17 protein-coding genes are annotated in these 22,341 nt (G+C 41.3%); 15 read left to right on the top strand and 2 right to left on the bottom strand.

All coding sequences use genetic code 11. From position 1 onward, the window contains the following. The first annotated feature begins 160 nt into the window (after nt 1-160). The 3 genes from OCV73_RS11970 (at nt 161) to OCV73_RS11960 (ending at nt 3,167) form a co-directional block, all read left to right on the top strand. On the top strand, nt 161-1,087 hold the full coding sequence (locus OCV73_RS11970) for an alpha/beta hydrolase (RefSeq protein WP_147552503.1): 927 nt from the start codon (nt 161-163) through the stop codon (nt 1,085-1,087). A gap of 138 nt (nt 1,088-1,225) precedes the next feature. Next, nucleotides 1,226-2,059, top strand: coding sequence for a helix-turn-helix domain-containing protein (locus OCV73_RS11965; RefSeq protein ID WP_147552501.1), 834 nt, complete (start codon nt 1,226-1,228; stop codon nt 2,057-2,059). Nucleotides 2,060-2,117: 58 nt separating this feature from the next. Further along, nucleotides 2,118-3,167: a saccharopine dehydrogenase family protein gene (locus OCV73_RS11960; RefSeq protein WP_262512960.1), complete on the top strand. Its 1,050-nt coding sequence runs from the start codon at nt 2,118-2,120 to the stop codon at nt 3,165-3,167. Here OCV73_RS11960 and OCV73_RS11955 read toward each other — a convergent pair. After that, complete coding sequence (locus OCV73_RS11955; RefSeq protein ID WP_147552499.1) at nt 3,135-3,848, bottom strand: type 1 glutamine amidotransferase domain-containing protein; 714 nt, start codon at nt 3,846-3,848, stop codon at nt 3,135-3,137. The two genes, OCV73_RS11960 and OCV73_RS11955, sit on opposite strands and share 33 nt — an antisense overlap. 496 nt (nt 3,849-4,344) lie before the next feature. Further along, entirely contained in the window at nt 4,345-4,809 is a 465-nt protein-coding gene (locus OCV73_RS11950) for a DUF4293 domain-containing protein (RefSeq protein ID WP_147552497.1), read from the bottom strand. A gap of 217 nt (nt 4,810-5,026) precedes the next feature. Here OCV73_RS11950 and OCV73_RS11945 point away from each other — a divergent pair, with 217 nt between their 5' ends. From OCV73_RS11945 to OCV73_RS11890, 12 genes are all read left to right on the top strand, one after another. Beyond that, on the top strand, nt 5,027-7,255 hold the full coding sequence (locus tag OCV73_RS11945) for a tetratricopeptide repeat protein (protein ID WP_147552495.1): 2,229 nt from the start codon (nt 5,027-5,029) through the stop codon (nt 7,253-7,255). Nucleotides 7,256-7,514: 259 nt separating this feature from the next. Then, the gene (locus OCV73_RS11940; RefSeq protein WP_176896922.1) at nt 7,515-9,599 is read left to right on the top strand and encodes a M3 family metallopeptidase; all 2,085 of its coding nucleotides are present in this window, start codon (nt 7,515-7,517) and stop codon (nt 9,597-9,599) included. A 273-nt stretch (nt 9,600-9,872) separates the two neighbouring features. Beyond that, nucleotides 9,873-11,336: an MFS transporter gene (locus OCV73_RS11935; protein WP_147552494.1), complete on the top strand. Its 1,464-nt coding sequence runs from the start codon at nt 9,873-9,875 to the stop codon at nt 11,334-11,336. Nucleotides 11,337-11,568: 232 nt separating this feature from the next. Then, nucleotides 11,569-12,003, top strand: coding sequence for a dCMP deaminase family protein (locus tag OCV73_RS11930; RefSeq protein WP_147552492.1), 435 nt, complete (start codon nt 11,569-11,571; stop codon nt 12,001-12,003). A 39-nt stretch (nt 12,004-12,042) separates the two neighbouring features. Continuing rightward, nucleotides 12,043-13,674, top strand: a complete 1,632-nt coding sequence (locus OCV73_RS11925; protein ID WP_147552490.1) for a S41 family peptidase — start codon at nt 12,043-12,045, stop codon at nt 13,672-13,674. Next, nucleotides 13,674-14,228: a 5-formyltetrahydrofolate cyclo-ligase gene (locus OCV73_RS11920; RefSeq protein ID WP_147552488.1), complete on the top strand. Its 555-nt coding sequence runs from the start codon at nt 13,674-13,676 to the stop codon at nt 14,226-14,228. Before OCV73_RS11925 ends, OCV73_RS11920 begins: the two co-directional genes overlap by 1 nt. Nucleotides 14,229-14,265: 37 nt before the next feature. Further along, the gene (locus OCV73_RS11915; RefSeq protein ID WP_147552487.1) at nt 14,266-14,967 is read left to right on the top strand and encodes a helix-turn-helix transcriptional regulator; all 702 of its coding nucleotides are present in this window, start codon (nt 14,266-14,268) and stop codon (nt 14,965-14,967) included. Between the two features lie 7 nt (nt 14,968-14,974). Continuing rightward, a complete protein-coding gene (locus OCV73_RS11910; RefSeq protein ID WP_147552485.1) occupies nt 14,975-15,547 on the top strand; it encodes a response regulator transcription factor in 573 nt (190 codons plus the stop codon). Between the two features lie 103 nt (nt 15,548-15,650). Further along, nucleotides 15,651-16,298, top strand: coding sequence for a DUF2975 domain-containing protein (locus tag OCV73_RS11905; RefSeq protein ID WP_147552483.1), 648 nt, complete (start codon nt 15,651-15,653; stop codon nt 16,296-16,298). 3 nt (nt 16,299-16,301) lie between these two features. Beyond that, nucleotides 16,302-16,508 (top strand): helix-turn-helix domain-containing protein, encoded by a 207-nt coding sequence (locus tag OCV73_RS11900; RefSeq protein WP_147552481.1) that lies wholly within the window; start codon nt 16,302-16,304, stop codon nt 16,506-16,508. Nucleotides 16,509-16,552: 44 nt separating this feature from the next. Further along, nucleotides 16,553-19,372 (top strand): M16 family metallopeptidase, encoded by a 2,820-nt coding sequence (locus OCV73_RS11895; RefSeq protein WP_147552479.1) that lies wholly within the window; start codon nt 16,553-16,555, stop codon nt 19,370-19,372. Between the two features lie 180 nt (nt 19,373-19,552). After that, the gene (locus OCV73_RS11890) at nt 19,553-22,219 is read left to right on the top strand and encodes a GEVED domain-containing protein (protein ID WP_147552477.1); all 2,667 of its coding nucleotides are present in this window, start codon (nt 19,553-19,555) and stop codon (nt 22,217-22,219) included. The last annotated feature ends 122 nt before the right edge of the window (nt 22,220-22,341 follow it).

Raw genomic sequence — 22,341 nt, 5'->3', positions numbered from 1 at the left:
TGAGAACACCATCACGTATAAAATTATAGCAGAGTGAACCATAGAGAAAACATTATTTGAGCCATAAAGAAAAACGAGTTCTTTTATTTCCTTCTACTTTTGCAACAATAACCCGTTCCTAACGGTTAAGAATAATATGAACCATTTAATAAGAAATATTATGTCCCAGCAAAAAGTAAGTTTTGAAAATAAGAACGGACAGGGCATTACCATGTCGGCAGTTATCAATTTCCCGGAGAATTTCGATAAAGAGCAAAAGTATCCGGCAATTGTAATAACACATCCCGGTGGCGGGGTAAAGGAGCAGACAGCAGGCCTGTATGCAAAAAGATTGGCAGAAGCAGGTTTTATTACCATCGCTTATGATGCCTCTTACCAAGGCGAAAGCACAGGTGAACCCCGTCAGTTGGAAAATCCTTATATACGGGTGGAAGATATCAGTGCCATAATTGATTATCTGACTACTCTTCCTTATGTGGATAAGGAAAGGATCGGTGCAATGGGTATTTGTGCCGGAGGCGGATATACAGCCAATGCCGCTATCAACGACCATCGCATCAAAGCTGTGGGAGCCGTAAGTGCCGTTAATATCGGAGCCATGTTCCGTAACGGATGGGACGGCAGCCAAAAATCGGAAGACGCATTCCCTGCTTTGATGGCCGGTGCCGCTACCCGTACGGCAGAAGCAAATGGGGCGGAAATGGCTATGTTCCCGTTGGCCCCGACCACGAAAGAAGAGGCCCCGGACAAGGAGATGGAAGAAGCATGGGAATATTACCGTACTCCACGCGCCCAATGTTCTACTGCTCCGAGTATGGCTCCTGTAAGATGCTTCACTCAATTAGTAACTTACGATGCATACAACATGGCGGATATATTCCTCACGCAACCTTTGCAACTTGTAGCCGGCAGCTTGGCCGGTAGCAAATGGTACAGCGAAGATTTGTATAACCGCGCTGCAAGCACGGACAAGAATCTTCATATCGTGGAAGGAGCAAACCACATGGAAATGTACGACATACCACAGTATGTGGATGAAGCGGTGTCTGTGCTTGTTCCTTTTTTTAAGAAAAATATTGGAAAGTGATACGATAGATTTGTCTGATCTTGTCGTCGTTAATTTCTGAAAAAGCAAATAGCAATAAATGCAGGGAAAGAAAAAGTATTGTCTATCTCTCATTTATTGCTATTATTCCAATTAACTTCGCCACAAATAAGAAACGATATGAAACTTACGACTGACGAACTGAATGTGTTAAACTATTCCGATATATTCTTCAGTTGTTATTCCGATAATGAACGGGGATGCTGGGGTTTGGTGGAAGACCATACGCTGGTATATGTTTGTTCGGGTGAAATGTTTCTGCAGGAAGCGCAACACACCATCAAAATCCGTAGGGGGGAATGTGTATTTCTAAGAAAGGATCATCGTGTCAGTCTGACTAAGCAGCCCAAAGGGAAAGAGAAATTTATCGGTATTTCTCTGGTTTTCAAAAGGGCTTTTCTACGAAAATTCTATCAGACTATCGACAAGAAGAAATTGCCTTTGCAAGTGCGAAAGCATACTCCCAGCATCATAAGGCTTCCGCAGACGCCTGCCATTACAAGCCTCTTCCAATCCATGCTGCCTTATTTCGATACCTCTACCCAGCCTACAGACCGTATTATCGACATGAAACTGCACGAAGGCATTTATGCCCTGTTGGATATAGACGAGCAGTTCTACCCCAGCCTGTTCGACTTTACCGACCCCTGGAAAATCGATATACTCGGCTTTATGGAAAAGAATTATGCGTATGACCTGAGTATTGAAGATATTGCCCATTATACAGGCAGGAGTCTCGCCACTTTCAAACGCGACTTCAAAAAGGTGAGCGATCTTTCTCCGCAAAAATGGCTAATGGAAAAAAGACTGAATGTAGCGCAAGATAAATTGTTACATGAGAAAAAAAAAGTCTCAGAAATATATCTGGAAGTCGGCTTTAAGAATATTTCTCACTTTTCCACCGCCTATAAAAGAAAATTCGGGTATTCACCATCCAATGCGACTGCACTGTAAAATACAAAAAACCAATGGCTGTCAAAGGTGTTATTAAACTATTATTGATATGTATATTATGAATGAAAGTAAACTAATGATATACGGTGCCTATGGATATTCCGGAGAGTTAATGGTACGTGAAGCGTTAAAACAAGGTATTAAACCGATAATTGCAGGGCGTGTCGCAGAAAAACTGGCACCTATAGCCAATGAATTGAATTTGGAATATAGGGTATTCAACGTGAAGGATGCCTCAGGATATTTGCAGGATGTAACCGTCTTGCTGAACTGTGCAGGTCCGTTTTCCGCCACGGCAGAAGTTTTGGTAAAGGCATGTCTTACTCAAAAAGTACATTATCTGGATATTACCGGTGAAATAGATGTCTTTAGAAAATGCTATGCGCTGGATAATGAAGCTAAAAAACAACACATAATCATAATGCCGGGAGTGGGAACTGACATTGCACCGACCGACTGTCTGGCAGCTATGCTGAAAGAAAAGCTGCCAGCCGCCACCCGTATCGATCTCGCTTTTTCTTTTGGTACGAGCCCGAGTATCGGTACCGTGAAAACCTCCATCGAAAGTATGGGAAAAGGAGGATTAATCAGGGAAAACGGTCGGCTCAAAACCGTACCTAATGCATATCGGATGAAGAAAATACCTTTCCAAAATCAACCGCAATGGGCGGTAACCATTCCATGGGGAGACGTTTTCACATCGGGAATATCTACCGGAGTACCTGACGGAATGGTTTATATGGCGATGTCCAAACCGAGCATTTATATACTGCGTCTGTCTAACCCGTTTAAAGGAATCATAAATACCCGTTTCGGACAGGACTTGGCCAAGAATCTGGCAAGCAAATTCATAAAGAAAGGTCCCGACGGACAAGCCAGAGAAACGCAGCGGGGACAATTCTGGGGAGAAGCCGAAGCACCCGGCGGCGACAAAGTGGAAATGACCATGTCAACTCCCAATGTCTATTCGCTGACCGTCGAGGCAGGCATCCGAATTGCCAAGTATTGTTTAGGGAACCACGGGAAAAGCGGCTATTACACCCCTTCCATGTTATTAGGGAGCCATTTTATCGATTCAATTCCGGGTATCGATATTCGAATACTCTAATTCTCTCAAAATGACTTTTGCTATTTCTTTCGAACTGAAGGGGTTCTGACCGGTAATCAGATTGCCGTCCACCACGACTTTCGACGTCATCGGTATAAAGGCTTTACGGTAATCGGCACCTCTCTCTTTCAGTGCCTCTTCAAGATTAAAAGGTACTTCCTTTTCCCGCCTTGCCAAAATTTCTTCAAACCAGCTATATCCGGTTAATTCCTTATTTCTCACCAGATACTCACCGCCGGAAAGTCTGACGTTTAGCAATCCGCATACACCATGGCAAATGGCAGTCACCATCTTGTCGCTTTCATAGTGGGATTTGATAATGGACTGCAAGACTGCGTTGTCCGGAAAGTCATACATCGTGCCATGTCCACCCGCAAGATAAATACAATCGAACATCTTTCCCGATATTTCATTCAGGCTTTCGGTATGTTGCAACATACGTCTGAATGCCGGATCATCCCAATAATTCCTGGAGATTTTGTCCAAGAGCAGTGGTTTTAAACTCTCGGGATCAACAGGCACATCACCACCTTTCGGGCTTGCTACGGTAATTTCGTACCCTTGTTTTTTTGCTCTATGGTAGATGTGGGCCAGCTCGCTGAGCCAGAGTCCGGTAGGCAAATTTCCACTTGCATATTTTCCCGTTCCTGTCGCGATTAATAAGATAGTTGAAACATGCATATATAATTTCAGATTGATTTAAACCTAAACAACTTAATGGGCGAATTGTATGATGGTTAATGGAATTTTTAACATGGAAGATTAAGAAACGGTTAGAGTACCATGGCATATTATTCCCCAATAATATGGTATAGCATAATCTGATTATTCAAAATAGCAAACAGCTCGACTAATACTATCTATTAATAATCCACATAAATTAATGATAATCGGATATTTAAAAAAGCGTGTGTATATCTTTATGTTCAGATTACATACGCTTTTCTTCTCCTATATATTTAAAATCTGCTTTTTATCACAGAAAAACTTTATTTCGAGCACTTCAAACACCAACAAATAGTATATATTAGAAACACCAAAATTCACTTTCATGTAGTCTCCCAGTTAGTTTTAGTGTTTTCTCAACTCAAAATAACACCTGAAAACACGTCCTCTTTGGAAAAAGAGGACATCTCTCACGACAAACCTCGCATTTGTTTCTAATATAAATACGATATTATCTGATGCGATCGGCAGCCCGTATCAGTTTCTCATCTTTCAATATTGCCTTGAAAGCGATCGAATCCAGCATAAGCGCCACCAACGGGAAAATAAGATACGGACTATAGACAATCGACTCTGCCTGCAAATCATCTTTCACCGTCCAGATATACAAAAATATAACAATATAAACGGTTATCAGGAAAAACACATTTATAATACACATTTTCATTTGTAACGGACGATTGTTATACATAAAAATAGCAATGAACGAAATAATTGCGGTCAAAGCAATAAGAATGAAGGCTCCCCACGTAGAGGTAGAAAGAGCCGTCGCGGGATCTCCTATCGTCTGTATCCCCATTGCATCGAAACGATATAGCGCATCGGGCGTAAAGAACTGTGCAAAAGGAACAAAAAGAAAAATTGCCATCATAACGGCGGCTATCAATAAATAAATAGTTTGAATTCGTTGTATCATAGTTAACCGGTTTTTAGGGCAAATTTAACGAAATTCCCCGTATTTGCAAGAATGCTCAACTTAAAAAAGAATTAACTTTATAACTGCAGAAACTTACATAAACGATATTTTTACTATCTTGCAAAATATTGGCACACTATTTGCCCTTTGAATTGTTATACAAAAAACATGACAAATATATAACTCATTCACCCAATAAAAAGAAGGGACTTATAATATGACAGTTTCGGAAATCATACAAAAACAAAAAGAAATATATACTTTACTGGCCGAACGCCGCCTGAAAGAATCTTTTGAAAAACTAAATCTTCTTGTTACTCCACTACAGGACTGGCAAAGTACCGACAAGCTGAACGAAATGGAAACATCATACCGGTATATGATTCAATACATGCTGGACGGAGCAGAAGATCCGGAAAGAAAAAAAATATACGACCAGCTAGTCATATCGTCATACCGGCTGACCGACCGTGTCACCGACCTGTTGCTTACAAAAGAATCTACGTCTTTTTATTACAGCCATCGCCGTTATCTGGCCAACCATCCCGAATATACGCTGGCTCACGATTTCGAAAAATGCGACAACGATATCAATAATCTTTCCCTCGCCTCTCTACTGGATGAAACGGACACCGAGAATACAAAGCTTGCGGAAATGAAACGTACTGTAGAAAAAGACGGAGAAAACCTTTTTATTAACATCTGGACCAATTATCCGGCCATCGAAAGCGATTACATGGCATTAAAAGATGCACTTACTCCCAACCGCTATCCCGAAAATATAACAGCTCTTATCGTTTCGGCGCTAACCCTGAATCTGATGCACAGGTTCAACGAACAAAAACTCCTGATACTGTTGGACGGCTATAATCATAATTCCGAAGAGGTGCAACTTCGTTCTCTATGCGGAGCCCTTATTATCCTGTATCTTTACAAGGAAAGATTATCCCTCTCGGAAAAACTTAAAAACAGAATCGATACTTTAAAAGAAGACAGCCGTTTCAATACCGATGTACGTAATATTTTCCTGCAATTCATAAAAAGCCGGGAAACAGAAAAGATATCACGTAAGCTGAAAGAAGAATTACTGCCACAGATGATGAAAATAAGTCCTTCGCTTTATAAAAAAATAAAGCAGGAAGATCTCATGAATGATATGACAGCCTTGGATAAAAATCCCGAATGGCAGGAAATGCTGGAAAAAAGCGGCATCGAAAAGAAGATGAAAGAGCTTAACGACCTGCAAATGGAAGGTGCCGACGTGTTCATGAGCACTTTCGCTCAACTCAAGAATTTTCCTTTCTTTAATGAAATAGGAAACTGGTTCCTCCCTTTTACTCCCGATCATAGTGCATTACGCAATGTTTTCGGAAATAACAGCATGGGAAATAATTTCAAAAAGATAATAGACGTTTCGGGATTCTTGTGTAATTCCGATAAATATTCATTCTGCCTTACCCTTACCCAGGTCCCCGAAAACCAGAGACAAATGATGATGTCACAATTCGGGGCAGAAGGTATGGATTTAAAAGAGAACGAAAGTGAAGAATTATATAAGGCCAGTAAAACAAGGGAGAACATTTCGAACCGATATATTCAGGACTTGTACCGGTTCTTCAAACTGTATAACAGGAGAGGAGAGTTCGAAGATCCGTTCGTTACACATTTGAACCTGTTGCATGTACCTTTACTGGAATCTGTGTTCTCCGACGATAACAGCCTCAGGCTCATAGGAGAATATTATTTCAAACGGGAGTATTACGATGACGCACTGGAATTATTTGAAAAACTGTCGGAACGTTATCATTCCGACAGCGATATATACCAGAAAATAGGATATTGTTATCAAATGACCGACCAGTATGCCGAAGCTCTGGAAGCATATCTGAAAGCCGAGATTATCAATCCGAACAGTTTCTGGACCATTAGGCGTATAGCAACTTGTTACCGGAATCTTAAAAAGCCGGAAATGGCTCTGGATTATTATCACCGGGCCGAAAAAATAAATCCGGATAACCTATCTGTCGAAATGAATATCGGGCACTGTTATCTGGAACAAAAAGATTATGAAGCCGCTTTACGGCATTATTTCAAAGTAGACTATCTCGACCCGAAAGGACATAAAGCCTGGAGGCCTATCGCATGGTGTTCTTTTCTTACCGACAAAAGCGAACAAGCATTGCGTTATTACGAAAAAATACTGGAAGATAAGCCTACTCCTCAAGATTACCTGAATGCCGGCCATGCAGAATTTTCACTGGGACATATCAGGAAAGCCATCGAATATTACAGGCAAAGTATCATATCGTCGGGTGGCGATACCCACCGTTTCATGGCTTCTTTCAAACAGGATATGGACGATCTGTTACATGCAGGTATTCCGGCAAACGACATACCTATCTTGCTCGACCAGCTAATGTATAGTATGCAGCCTTATCAAGCCTGAAGGGGATACGAAATGATACCGTATCTTCATCGGTTCCTAATAAAATCTGCAGGTATAGATTATCTTATCAAGACAGGGCTGCCTTGTACCGGTTAACAGAACAATCGTTCATGACAGATACCCTAATTACTTTACACAAAATGTTTGTTATTAATGTTTTCAACGGCAAAAAATCAACGATTAATATTTATTAATAATAAATAGATATGTGTATGCCGGATTATTAAGACCTTTGTAATATAACACTAATAACACTGTAATGAGAAAAATAGTATTATTGCTTTTAACCGCATTTACGCTTATGACACAAGCAGCCAATCCGTTTTTCGGAAAGTACAAAACACCGTACGAAACCGTACCTTTTGACAAAATCAAAATAACCGACTATGAACCGGCTTTTGAAAAAGGTATGGCAGAACACCAGAAAGAAATAGACGCTATAGTAAACCAACGGTCAATGCCGACCTTCGAAAACACGATAGAAGCTCTTGACCGTTCAGGACAATTGTTGAGTCGTGTAGCTAATGTTTTTTTCGCTTTATTAAGTGCCGAAAGTACTCCGGAAATGATGGAGATATCGCAACGTATTTCCCCTAAATTATCGGAACACAGTAACAACATCAGTCTGAACGAAAAATTGTTCGAACGCATAAAATTCGTATATGACAAACGCGACCTGTTGGAACTGACCCCCGAACAACGTATGTTACTGGACGAGACGTATGATTCCATGGCTCGCCAAGGAGCCAATCTTCAAGGCGAAGACAGAGAAAAATACCGTGCACTTTCTTCCGAACTGAGCCAATTAACTTTGACATTCGGGCAAAATGTATTGAAGGAACAAAATTTATTCAGTATGGAGCTGACAGAAAACGACCTGGAAGGCCTCCCTCAAAGTGCGATAGACGGAGCCGCAACTCTGGCTAAGAGCAAAGGGAAAGAAGGTTATCTGGTCAATCTTTCCTATCCCAGCTATGCTCCTTTCATGAAATATTCGACACGACGCGACCTGCGTGAAAAATTATACCGCGCATACAATTCCAGAAATTTGGACGGAGAATATAATAATATTCCTGTTCTAAAACGTATCGCCGAAGTCCGTATGGAAATAGCTAAACTTTTTGACAAACCAAACTATGCCGAATATAAGCTGGAACATACGATGGCGCAAAACAGCTCTAATGTATATAAATTACTAAACCAGCTACTGGAAGCTTACAAACCCGTTGCTGTCCAGGAAGTAAAAGAAATAGAAGGCTTCGCTATCGGTAAAGAAGGCAGCGACGTAACCATTATGCCGTGGGATTTCTCTTTCTATGCCAACCAGTTGAAAGATATCAAATACAGCCTCAATGATGAAATGCTCCGTCCCTACTTTGAACTGGAACATGTAAAAAAAGGAGTATTCGGTCTGGCAACTAAACTATACGGTCTTACATTCACCAAAAACAGTAAAATTCCCGTATATCATCCGGAAGTCGAAGCATTTGAAGTAAGAGACGCTAATGGAAAATATGTAGGTATAATTTATACCGACTTCTTCCCCCGTGAAGGGAAACGAAGCGGAGCCTGGATGACAGAATTTAAAGGGCAATGGAAGGATGAGAAAGGTAACGACAGCCGTCCGCACGTAACAATCGTAATGAACTTTACCCGTCCTACAGAAACGGCTCCTGCTCTCCTTACATACGATGAGGTAGAGACATTCCTTCATGAATTCGGACATTCTTTGCATGGTCTGCTCTCCGAAGTTACCTATCCTTCGCTTTCCGGAACCAGCGTATACCATGACTTTGTCGAACTTCCATCCCAGTTCAACGAAAATTACCTGTCCGAAAAAGAGTTCCTGGATGGTTTCGCCGTACATTATAAAACAGGCGAAAAAATACCGGCCGAACTGGTAGAGAAAATCAAGAACGCAGGTCGGTTCAACGCTGCTTATGCTTGCGTGCGTCAGCTTACATTCGGCCTTCTTGATATGGCCTGGCATACGATTTCTGCTCCCGTCCCCGGAGATGCTATTAACTTTGAACGTACAGCTATAGAACGCACACAAATAACTCCTCTGGTGGACGGAACAGCTATCAGCCCGCAGTTCAGTCATATTTTCTCAGGAGGATATGCAGCCGGATACTATGGATATAAATGGGCCGAAGTACTCGACGCAGATGCTTTCGCGGTATTTAAAGCACACGGAATTTTCGATCCGGCTACAGCTGCTTCTTTCCGCGATAATATCCTCAAACGCGGAGGAACAGAAAACCCGATGGTACTTTATAAACGCTTCAAAGGCAGCGAGCCTACTATCGAAGCTCTTATGAAACGTGACGGTATTCTTAAATAAATCAAAAGATATCTTATTCTAAAAAACGTTTGGACTACTGGTCCAAACGTTTTTTTATTTTCACCTACTGCAAATAAAACATATATAAGAGCCAGATAGCATCACGGACATAATATAAAGATTATCAGTTTATTAAAAACCACACTAAGCATAATTCAAAGAATACGGGCCTCAAAAGAAAAGAAAAAGAAAGCATAATATATTTCTTATTCTTTTTTTTACTATATTTATCCACTCAAAAAAACATATTCAACCTTACAAATTATTCATATCATGTCAAACATTTTGTCCGATTTCTTCAGTCCGCCCAAAGCAAAACCATTATTACCGGAGAACAAAATAGCCTCTACCTATAAGAAAATGCGGTTAAAAGTATTTTTGGGAGCATTCTTCGGTTATGCAGGTTATTATCTGGTGCGTAAGAATATGGCGCTCGCATCTCCCGAAATGCAAAAATCAGTAGCCGAAGGGGGCCTGGAACTGGATTATGCACAGATAGGTTTCGCTATGAGCGGCATATCTATCGCTTATGCTTTCAGTAAATTCCTGATGGGCAGCTTATCGGACCGTTCCGACTCCCGGAAATTTCTGGTCATCGGGCTTATATTGTCAGCACTCGTCATGATGTCTGTAGGAATTTTTCCTTTTGCTACAAGCTCAGTAGCCGTCATGTTTCTATTTATGCTCGTCATCGGCTGGCTTTCGGGAATGGGTTGGCCTCCTTGCGGACGTATTATGGTGCATTGGTTCTCCCAAAATGAACGGAGTTTTAAAATGTCTATCTGGAATACTTCACACACGATAGGAAGCGGCGCATTAGGAAATCTGGCAACAGTAGGAATGGTTTTAATGGCGGGAATCTGTACAGTGACACTGACAAATGGAAGTGAAATATCTCAAGCCTGGAGAGGTGCATTTATATTTCCGAGTGCCGTAGCCGTCGTAATAGCTTTATTTTGCTGGTGGGCAATAAGAGATACCCCACAATCCTGCGGACTGCCTCCTATAGACGAATACCGTAAGGATTTCTCCGCAAAGAAAACAAAGAACGATGAAGAAAAAATACCCTTCAAAACTCTATTTGTCGAATATGTGTTCAAGAATAAAGTATTATGGCTTATCGCACTGGCTAATGCTTTTGTATATCTAGTACGCTATGGTGCAGGAGACTGGTCGGTTACCTATTTATGTACGATGCTGGGATTTTCCCAGGAGCAGGGAAACCTTGCATTTTCTTTGCATAATTACGCCGGTGTTCCGGGAACTATTATCTGCGGATGGATATCCTCCAAATACTTTAAGGGGCGTTGTGCTCCGGCTAATGTCATTTACATGGCACTCGTCCTGCTCGGGATCATCCTGTACTGGAAAGCCACATCTATTGCAACTCTCTTGTCATCGGCATTCGGAACAGATTTTCATACGATATTACATACGATAGTTTATTGCGCCCTGATTTTCGTTGGTTTTTGTATCTATGGCCCGGTAGCCTTAATAGGAGTACAGGCGGTAAATCTCGTTCCCAAAAATGCGGCAGGGACAGCAGCCGGATTCGTAGGTCTGTTCGGTTATCTTATCGGCGACGCTATACTTGCCAAAATCACCATGGGAAGTATCGTTGACCATATGGGATGGAATGCATCTTTCTGGCTGATGATCATAGCCAGTATCCTCGCTCTTATTTTTTGTGCCACCACCTGGAAAAAGGAGATGCAAGAAAGTAAAACTGAGAGATAAACATATAAATCAAAAAACTAAACCGGACCGTTTTCTTCATTAGAAAACGGTCCGGTTCTACATAAACAAAATCATGTTTCACACCGTTTTTTTTACATATTATCGTAGAAAAAACCAGCCGTAAAAATATCAATATTCATAAAAAGACTTACCTTTGCAACGTTCTTTCCGGCAGACTTAAACTCTCCCGGAGCAACTAATACGAAAAAGGCAGAAAGGACTACTTCATTATATGGAACAAATATCGGACAAACAAACCGCTTTAGACAAACGTTATATTCGTATGGCTCTGATATGGGCGGAAAACTCATATTGTAAAAGACGCCAGGTAGGAGCCCTTATCGTAAAAGACAAAATGATTATTTCGGACGGATATAACGGAACCCCGGCTGGTTTTGAAAATATATGTGAAGACGAGACAGGTCATACTTATCCCTACGTCCTTCACGCCGAAGCTAATGCTATAACCAAAGTGGCACGCAGCAATAACAGCAGTGAAGGAGCGACATTATATGTCACGTCCTCTCCATGTATAGAATGCGCAAAGCTAATCATCCAATCAGGAATTCAAAGGGTCGTATTCTCAGAACACTACCGGTTACACGACGGCATTGATTTACTGGAGAAAGCAGGTATAAAAGTTGATTTTATCGAAGCGGGAGTGTAAACGACCGTAAAAAACAAATCTAAATTATAGTTTACTACGATGAGTAACGAAAAGAAACGTTTAGTATGGGTACCTTTCAGCCTGGCTCTGGCTGTTATTATCGGGATATTTTTAGGACGTTATTATGACGTGATCTCCCGAAAAACCTCTACTCTCTTTTCCGGCGAGAACAAAGTTGAAGCACTTCTCAACATGATAGAAGCCGAATATGTAGATACGGTATCACAAGAAAAACTGGTGGAAGATGTCATGCCCAAAATCATAAATGAACTCGATCCTCACTCGGTATATATCCCGGCCAGCGATGTAGAAGGAGTAAATGAAGAACTCGAAGGAAATTTCAGCGGAATAGGTATTCAGTTCAATTTAATGAACGATACTATAAATGTTGTAAGCGTTATTTCCGGAGGGCCGTCGGAAAAAGCGGGACTATTACCCGGAGACCGGATTGTTTCGGTCAACGACAGTGTGTTTGTAGGAAAAGAACTTACGAATGAAAAGGTTCTTAAAACATTGAAAGGAACTAAAGGTACTGAAGTCGTATTAGGCGTTAAACGAAACACTTCTAAAAAACCTCTGTCATTTAAAGTTACCCGAGGAGATATTCCGGTCAACAGCGTCGATGTCGCTTATATGCTAAGTCCTAAAACCGGTTATATTAAAATCAGTAAATTCGGGCGTACAACATATGACGAATTCATGAACGCTCTGGCACGTCTTAGGAAACAAGGTGCGGACCGTTATGTAATAGACCTGCGCAGTAATCCGGGAGGATATATGGATGCCGTTATTAACATGGTCAACGAATTCTTGCCTAAAGACAGGCTCATCGTATATGCGGAAGGAAAATCGTTCCCGCGCAACGATGCTTATGCAACCGGAACCGGAGCTTTCCAGAACAACCAGATCGTTGTACTCACAGACGAATGGTCTGCATCCTCCAGTGAAATATTTGCCGGCGCTATCCAGGATAATGACCGGGGACTCATTATAGGCCGCCGTACGTTCGGTAAAGGTCTCGTACAACAACAATACCCGTTCGGAGACGGTTCTGCCGTACGTCTTACGGTAGCCCGGTATTATACTCCTTCAGGACGTTCCATCCAGAAAGAATATAAAATGGGCGATAACGAAGATTACAGCATGGATCTAATGAACAGGTATCTGCACGGTGAATTTTTCAATCAGGACAGTATCAAACAAAACGAAGAGATGGTATATACGACCATAGGAGGCCGGAAAGTGTACGGCGGAGGCGGTATCATGCCCGATATTTTCGTACCCAGAGATACGGCCGGAATAACTTCTTACTATAATAATGTAATCAATCAGGGGCTCTTGTTCCAGTTCGCATTCAATTATGCCGACCGTCACAGGGACGAACTCAGCAAAGCAAAGGATCATAAAAGCATACTGCCCTATCTCAACGGAGATATGTTACTGAACGAATTTGTAAATTACGCAGCAGAAAAAGGAGTCAAGCCGCGTCCAGTGTATATCAATATTTCGAGAAATCTTATCGTCAACCAACTGCAATCCTATATTGCCCGGAATATATTAGGTGATGATGCATTCTATCCCTTGTTTTTCAGGGACGATGTAACACTTCGCAAAGCACAGGAGTTATTGGATCAGGGTAAAGGTTTTCCTAACACTGAAAAGGAAAAATAATGGCGGAAGGAAAAAACGAAAAATATAAAATAAGAAAATTAATCAATGAACGAAAAACTGCTCTCGGAATAGAAGAAAAGGTTTCTTCTGCGCAGCGTATTTTCGAACAGTTGGAAGCACGGCCCGAATTTATAAATGCGACCCATATCCTCATATACCACTCCCTGCCGGATGAAGTAGAAACCAGAGAATTTATTACCTGCTGGCAGAACGATAAAGAATTATTCCTGCCGGTCGTAAAAGGAGAACAACTGGTAATAAAACGTTATTGCAAAGACAATCTCACTACCGGGATGTATGGCATTATGGAACCGTCGGGGAATGAATATCCGCCGGAACTTATCGATCTGGTTATCGTACCCGGAATAGCTTTCGACCGGAAAAGGAACCGGCTGGGACGAGGAAAAGGATATTACGACCGTCTGTTAAACGGACATAAGTGCTTAAAAGTGGGAATAGCATACTCCTGCCAGATAATACCGGAATTACCTGCTGAACCACATGATATAAAAATGGATATTATTATCACTCCGGATGAAATAATAAATGAATAGATACCACAAAGATCAGAATTATAAAACATAAAGATATATGGCACTCGTACATGCTGACATGCAACTTTGCGAAATAATATTGAAAGAGCCTTCTTTGATACCCGTTATCAACCGATTCGGCATCAAACTGGGAGTTGGGGATAAAAGCATCCGTTCGGTATGTGAAGAAAAAAAACTGGATACTGATTTCTTCCTGACGATAATTAATACTTTTATCAATGAAGAATATTTTCCCGAAAAAAGGCTGAAATCTTTCTGCGCTCCACAAATAGTAGATTATCTCATCAAGGCCAACAGTTATTACGAACAGTTTCAGTTACCCAACATTGAACATCACTTCAATTCGCTTATCAATAAAAGCGATAACGAGAATAATAATCTGGAGCTGATGAGAAAATTTTTCAATGAGCTCAAAAAAGAATTTCTGGCACGTATCGAATATGATAAAACAGAATGGTTCCCGGCTATAAAACAAAAGGCTAAAGAATTACAGGTTTTATCGGAAGACAACCATGAAGTAACCCTTACTTATAATCACACAGAATCCGACAGTCTGGAAGAAAAACTGAACGACCTGAAGAGTCTTTTTGTGATACACCTGACCGGAGATTACGACCTTAATTTATGCCATGGCGTTATCTTCGCTATCGACACGCTTGAAAAAGATCTAACTCAACATAACCGGATACGGAATAAAATACTGAAGCCCCTTTGGGAAGCCATCCAAACCTCCTGCTAAAAATGGTATGCTGAAGCAGAAACAAATAGCCGTGATATCTCCCTTCCCACTAATAAACATAGGATTGAGATATCTGTTACAAGTGTATTTTTCGGCTCCTGTGCCGGCTTTGTACACTTGTGCCGGTTCATTCCTGGCGGACAATCCCGAAAAATACGATATTTATCTCGTATCGGGAGAAACGTTTGTTTGTAACGGAGACTTTTTTCTGCCCAGAAAGAACCGTACTATTTTACTGACGGAATATCCGTGCACGATTACCGACCATTCCATAAGCCATCTATGCATCCGTGAAGAAGAGAATAATCTGGTGGATCAATTGCAGCAAATACTTAAACCGATGTGTCAGCGTACCGAAAGCGACAGTCATGAAGAACTGAGTCCGCGCGAAATAGAGGTCTTGCAGCTGGTCGCGCGGGGATGCCTGAACAAAGAAATAGCGGACCGTCTCAATATCAGTATCAATACGGTCCTGTCACACCGCAAGAATATTACCTGTAAACTGGGGATTAAAACGGTATCGGGCCTCAGTTTCTATGCCATGATGAACGGTTACATTATTCCGTCCGCCGAAGAATAAATGTATTTCATTAGAAATTTATCGTTTTTCGATAAAAATATACTGTTTTACTTGTTATTTCATTAAAAATTCGTTTCCTTTGCATAAGTATAAATCTATTTATATGATGCAAACAGATAAAAAGACACAGCGCAAGGTACAGTTTTTATGCCTGCTTATAGCTCTTTTCTTGCTAATCCCGGCCGCCTACAGTTTTGTACAGGGTTTTACTATGGGATATAATTCCTCAGAAATACTTCATGACAAGGATATAGCCGACCGGCCGTCTTATATCGTTAATATCAAACCGGAAGAAAATATTCTGGAGAAGAATATATCATCGTCCACTCCCGGAGTCTCGAAAGTCGTTTTATCGGAAGATATTATACTGTTCTGTCCCAAAAACTCGGTACCCACTTATATACAAGGAGGAATTATATTATTGTCTTTAGTCACATTCATTGCATTTATATTCATGGGAGTCTATTTATGCAAGCTCACATCTTCGGTAGCCAAGGACGGTCTTATGGTCAGAAAGAACATTAAACGTCTCAGGCGGTTATCATATAGTATGTTAGTCCTCTACCTGTCGGGGTATTTATCTTCGGCTATATTCATCGGATACTGTTCTGCACATATCTCTATCCCCGGATATAAAATATGTAATGACGAAATATATCCTCATATCACCATAGCCATTATATTTCTGCTACTGGCCGAAACATTGAATATCGCCTATAAACTAAAAGAAGAACAAGACTTAACAATATAAATTATGGCTATCATTGTAAATCTTGACGTAATGATGGCGAAACGCAAAATTTCGCTGAACGAATTATCTGAGAAAATAGATATTACTCCGGCCAACCTGTCTATTCTTAAGACTGGGAAAGCGAAAGCTATACGTTTTTCCACCTTGGAAGCCATTTGTAAAGAACTGGGGTGCCAGCCGGGGGATATTTTAGAGTATAAAGAAGATTAAAATATATTATTAATTTCATATTTTCAATTAAAATCAAATAAATTATGAACTTCAAGATCGTAAAATCGGGATTGCTCCTGGCAAGCATGTTCTTTGCTTTGATAACTTCGGCACAAGAACAGCAGCAATTACAACCTTTGCCCATCGATCCGGCTGTACGTTACGGTGTGCTCGACAACGGACTCACCTATTACATCCGTCACAATGAAACCCCACAAAACAGAGCCGAATTCCACATTGCACAAAAAGTGGGTTCCATACTTGAAAATGAAGACCAGAGGGGACTGGCTCACTTTTTGGAACACATGGCATTTAACGGAACAGAACATTTCCCGGGAAAAGCTATGTTGAATTATCTGGAAAAGAACGGCATCAAATTCGGGACGGATATCAACGCCTACACAGGTTTTGACGAAACCGTATACCGTATTTCCAACGTTCCTACCAACAATGAAGGATTACTGGACTCCTGTATGCTGGTACTACATGACTGGGCATGCGCCATCTCTCTGGAAGATAAAGAGATCGATGAAGAGAGAGGCGTTATCCATGAAGAATGGCGTACGCGCTCGGATGCCAACTGGCGTATATGGGAAGCTACGGTTCCTGTTATGTTCGAAGGCAGCCAATATGCCAACCGCATGCCGATAGGCACAATGGATGTAGTCATGAACTTTCCCTACCAAACCTTACGGGATTATTATCATAAATGGTACCGTCCGGACCAGCAAGGAATCATTATAGTAGGTGATATCGATGTGGATAAAACGGAAGCTAAACTGAAAAAATTATTCGGCTCCATCCCCAAAAAAGAAAATGCAGCCGAGCGCATTTATTATCCCGTACCCGATAATAAAGAACCTATTGTGGCATTCTATAAGGATAAAGAGGCTACAAGTACCGATGTAACCGTATATTTCAAACATGAGACAATGCCCCGTGAGATTAATGCTACTATACAGGGACTTGTAAAAAGCTATATGGGATATGTCATCAATCAAATGTTCGGTTCCCGTTTGGAAGAAGAAACATTGAAAGCGGATGCTCCGTTCCTGGGAGCTTATGCTTATGACTATGACTTCTTCGTATCGAAAACCAAAGATGCATTTACCATGGTAGCGTCGTGCAAGGACGGAGAGGCCATCAAAGGCTTACAAGGACTTTTAAGAGAGGCGGAAAGAGTAAACAAATATGGTTTCACCGCTTCGGAATATGACCGCGCACGCACCTCTTTGCTTGCCGAAATAGAAAGACAATATAACGAACGCGATAAACGTAAAAACACATCGCTGGTAAACGAATATATAGGCAACTTTACCGACGGTGATCCGGTTCCGGGAATTGAAACCGAATATACATTGTTCAAGCAGCTCGCACCGGCAATTCCCCTGGAAGCTGTGAACCAGTATATACAAGGGCTGATTGGGGAAGATAACGTTGTCATTACCATTACCGGACCCGACAAAGCAGGTATAAGCTATCCGACAAAAGACGAGGTACTGGCAGCCTTTAAACAAACTACTCAGGAAGAAATAGCTCCTTATGAAGACAAAGTTTCCAATGAACCTTTGATATCGCAGGAACCAAAAGCGGGACGCATTCTGTCCAGTCAGGAAAACCCTGTCTTCGGAACTACCGAATGGATATTATCCAATGGAGCCAAGGTGGTCATAAAACCAACCGATTTCAAAAACGATGAAATAATGATGACTGCCGTCAGCAAGGGAGGAAGTTCTTTATACGGAACAAAAGACGATGCAAATATAAAAGTATTCAACCAGATACTGGATATAAGCGGGCTGGGTAATTTCACATCGGTTCAGTTGCAGAAAGCTTTGGCCGGCAAACAGGTTTCCTTGCAATCCAGACTGGAAGAAACTACCGAAAGTGTTAAAGCCAGCAGTGTAAATAAGGATCTTGAAACAATGCTGCAACTGGTTTACCTGAGCTTTACCTCTCCTATGAAGGACGAAGACGCGTATAACGCATGGATGTCGCAAATGAAAACAGCTCTTGCCAACATATCGGCAAATCCTCAATATGCATTCAGCGACTCATTATATACGACTATGTACAGCGCCGAGTCAATACGTCGTCCTCTGAAAGCAGAAGAGTTGAATGCAGTAAATTATGACCGCATTCTCGAAATTGCCAAAGAGCGTTTTGCCAACGCATCGGATTTCGTATTTACATTTGTAGGAAGCGTAAATATCGATTCACTGAAACCTATGGTTGAAAAATATATTGCCTCTCTCCCCGGAAACAACAGCCGTGAAAAGGCAGGTAAACTCGAAACCATTAAAAAAGGGAAAATACGTAATCATTTCACCCGGGAAACAGGAACATCTAAAAGTACGGTATACGGTGTATATTCCGGTAATACAAAATACAACATGCGAAACGACCTCCTGCTGGATATTCTGAGCCAGGTAATGGACATCGTATATACAGCAACTATTCGTGAAGAAGAAGGCGGAACTTATGGTGTAGGTACGAATGCAAGCGTAAGCCCTACGACCAACAGATGGGTATTCCTGTACGGCTTCGATACGAATCCCGAGCAACAGGATCGTCTTAACAAACGCGCTCAGAAAGAGTTGATGAATGTTGTTAACTCAGGAGCTTCGGATGAGAACTTCAACAAAGTAAAAGAATACATGCTGAAGAAGCATAAAGAAGACCTGCGCGAAAACAAATACTGGATGAACGTACTCAATACATATGCAGCAACAGGGGTCAATACACTGACCAACTATGAGGATATACTCAACAGCCTGACCCCGGCACAAATGCGCGCACTCACCCGCAGTTTGTTCTCTCAGGGAAATGAAATAGAAGTCATTATGGATGGTGTAGAAAAATAATACAGTATATTTCTTTTACAGGGAATGCCGTTTTGCATTTGTATGCAAAACGGCATTTTCTTTACCCGCTCTATTACACAAAAACAGCATTAGCTACAATTTTACATACATTTGTTTTGGTTATATGCACTTTATATATATTTTTGCATAGACTATTATTATATTTAATAAAAAAACGACATGAAAAAAATTTTCTCAATCCTTTTTGTGTGTCTGTTTGCAATCGGAAACCTATATAGCCAAAAGGTAGTCAGTACTCCGGCGGGTTATAAAGTCTCCGGGCATGATACAAAATTTTACAAAAACACACCGTCTGGTGAAAGAATGCATTTTGCGCCTCAGGAAGTTACTCCGGAAGAGTTATTAGCTTGTCCCGAAAATTCGGTACACAGTGGAGAATTCGATGTTGATGCCGATTATTCAGGTTTTCAAAGTTCGGACCAAGGCAGGCCTTTAGCGACAAAATTCTACCAATCGTTCTCGGGTTGTTACTATGCGGTAAACGGAATACGTTTTATGGGTATATTCAACTTCTATAATGAAGAAGGAGACTGGGTACCTTGCGAAAGAGACCTGAGCCAGCCTTTAAGATTCTCTGTAGAATTTTACCGGAATAAAGACGGATACCCCGGGGACTTAGTTTATAAGGAAGAAATAGCTCTTATGGCAAACTCTATAGGTGTAACTTACGGAGAATATGATATATATGAATTTACAACTTCTCTTAAAGAAGTCGTAAAAATGGAAAACGGATTCCTCTCTGTTTCCTTGCTTCCGGGCCAATCTCCCGCCAACTGCTGGTTCGCATTACTGGCCAACAGCTCGGTACCGGGATACGGACTTTTACAAATGGGAAGCAGCGAAGACTATATGGTAGCTGCATTACCCGTTACTTACTGTTTATTAGGCAATGGAGATGTCCTGGGCAAAAAAGCTCTTAAAATCAACCGTATATTAAGTCCTTCTTCCACCAGCGAAGATAAATATGAAAAAGTACAGGTAGAAGTACTGAATATAGGTTCAGACAACATAGATGACGCCACCCTGGAATTATGGGCGGATAACGAGCGTGTCGCTACAGAAAAAATACATGCAACTATCAAAAGCCAGGAAACTTATAAATATACATTCGAAAAACGGGTAGATTGCTCCAGTACCGGAGTTCACCATTTCGAAATAAAGAATGTAACCCCAGGGGATGAGAAAATAGTGGACGATTACTATAAATTCACTACGACAAAAGGTACGGAAGGCGAGATTTGCGAATCGGGGGCTGAAGATATTTATGAATATATATCGCAGGTAACTATCGGGGACATCGATAATACATCAGAAAAATCTTCATACAGCGATTATTCCGATATGAAAACCAAAATCTTACCGGGAGAAAGTCTCTTATTAACAGTTAAGACTAAAAACGCATACGGGGATTATATAGGCGTATGGGTAGATTGGAACGGAAACGGATCTTTCAATGATAGCGGAGACTTCATGTCTTATGTTATAAAAGATACACTGACGATAAATATTCCCCAAAACGTAACTGTCACTCCGGGAGAAAAAAGACTCCGTATCGTTCTCAGCTACGATACTCCTACCCCGTGCGGTTCTTATGCTTACGGAGAAACCGAAGATTACACCCTGATCGTAGAACGTCCGGAATCGTCACCGGCATTCAGCGTAGATACGAAATATATCGACGCCACCATAAAAGGCTATGAAAGTAAAAGCAACGACATAGTGATAAAGAACGACAACAATACCGACATGTCAGGCACGGTCAATATCAAATATGCACTGCCTTACTCTCCTAACAACCGGCACATAACCAAAGCTACTCCGGTAGAAGCGAAACAGTATAAACCGAAAATGAGTAAACGCGTTGCGATCAATCGTGCACCGTCCGCACAGCCGGAAACACAGTTTGTCCTGAACTATGATAAAGAAAATTATACTGCGGTAGGTTTGTCGAGCGGAACCGAAGCTACTTATGCAACATATTATCCCGGAGAAATGCTGGCCAATCTGAAAGGTATGACCATCAGCAGCGTGGATGTGTTCGTAGAGGATGCATCGGAATACAGCTCTATCGTTATCTATGGTGAAAAGAGCCAACTCACTAACGGGGAACTGATCACGGAACAGACTTTCGTTCCAGTACCGAAATCGTGGAATCATATCGTTCTTGAAAATCCCGTAACCCTATCGGACAAAGACTTATGGATAGGAGCCAAATTCAAAGGCTTCAAGCCAAACTCATATCAGATAGGTTCTGATGCCGGTCCTGCTATAAGAGGCTTCGGAGACATTGTAAATGTAGGCGGAAGCACATGGTGGTCGCTCGCTGATTTGGGAATGGACAGTAATAATAGCCTGAGAGCAAATATAACAGGCGAAAGAACTCCTGCTATCAGTTGGTTGACAGCCGACAAATCGGGCTACAGTATAACCGGAGCGAACAGTGAAACGGTGAAATTGACTATGAATGCAACAGATCTGAAAACAACATTGTACGAAGCTATTGTTGAAATCACCAGCAACGACATATTGAACCAGTCGGTAAAAATTCCGGTTTACCTGAACAGCGACCAAAATTCAGGTGTGGAAAATACCCAATACGATATCGTAGGAGTATATCCCAATCCTGCAAACGATTATATCACTGTTCCGGGCGATGTAGCCGGTATATACGTATTCAACCTGACCGGGAATATTGTAAAAGCGGTTACCTCCAGTGTGAATAACGGAGTTATCGATATAAAAGACCTGAACGAAGGTATCTATATTATCAGTGTCATTTATAAAGATAACACTCGTAAGAACCAGAAATTCTCAGTCATACGGTAATTGATAACGAAAAACTTACTAAAAAGAGATTGTCGATAATCGACAATCTCTTTTTTATTTTCCCGTAATTACTTGTCCGGCAATAGAATCATAGAACACAAAAAAGCCGGATTACGAGTAGA

The sequence above is a fragment of the Barnesiella propionica genome (assembly GCF_025567045.1).
Lineage (GTDB): Bacteria > Bacteroidota > Bacteroidia > Bacteroidales > Barnesiellaceae > Barnesiella_B > Barnesiella_B propionica.
The sequence above is the reverse complement of the archived record's forward strand: the minus strand, read 5'-3'. Positions and strand labels throughout refer to the sequence as shown.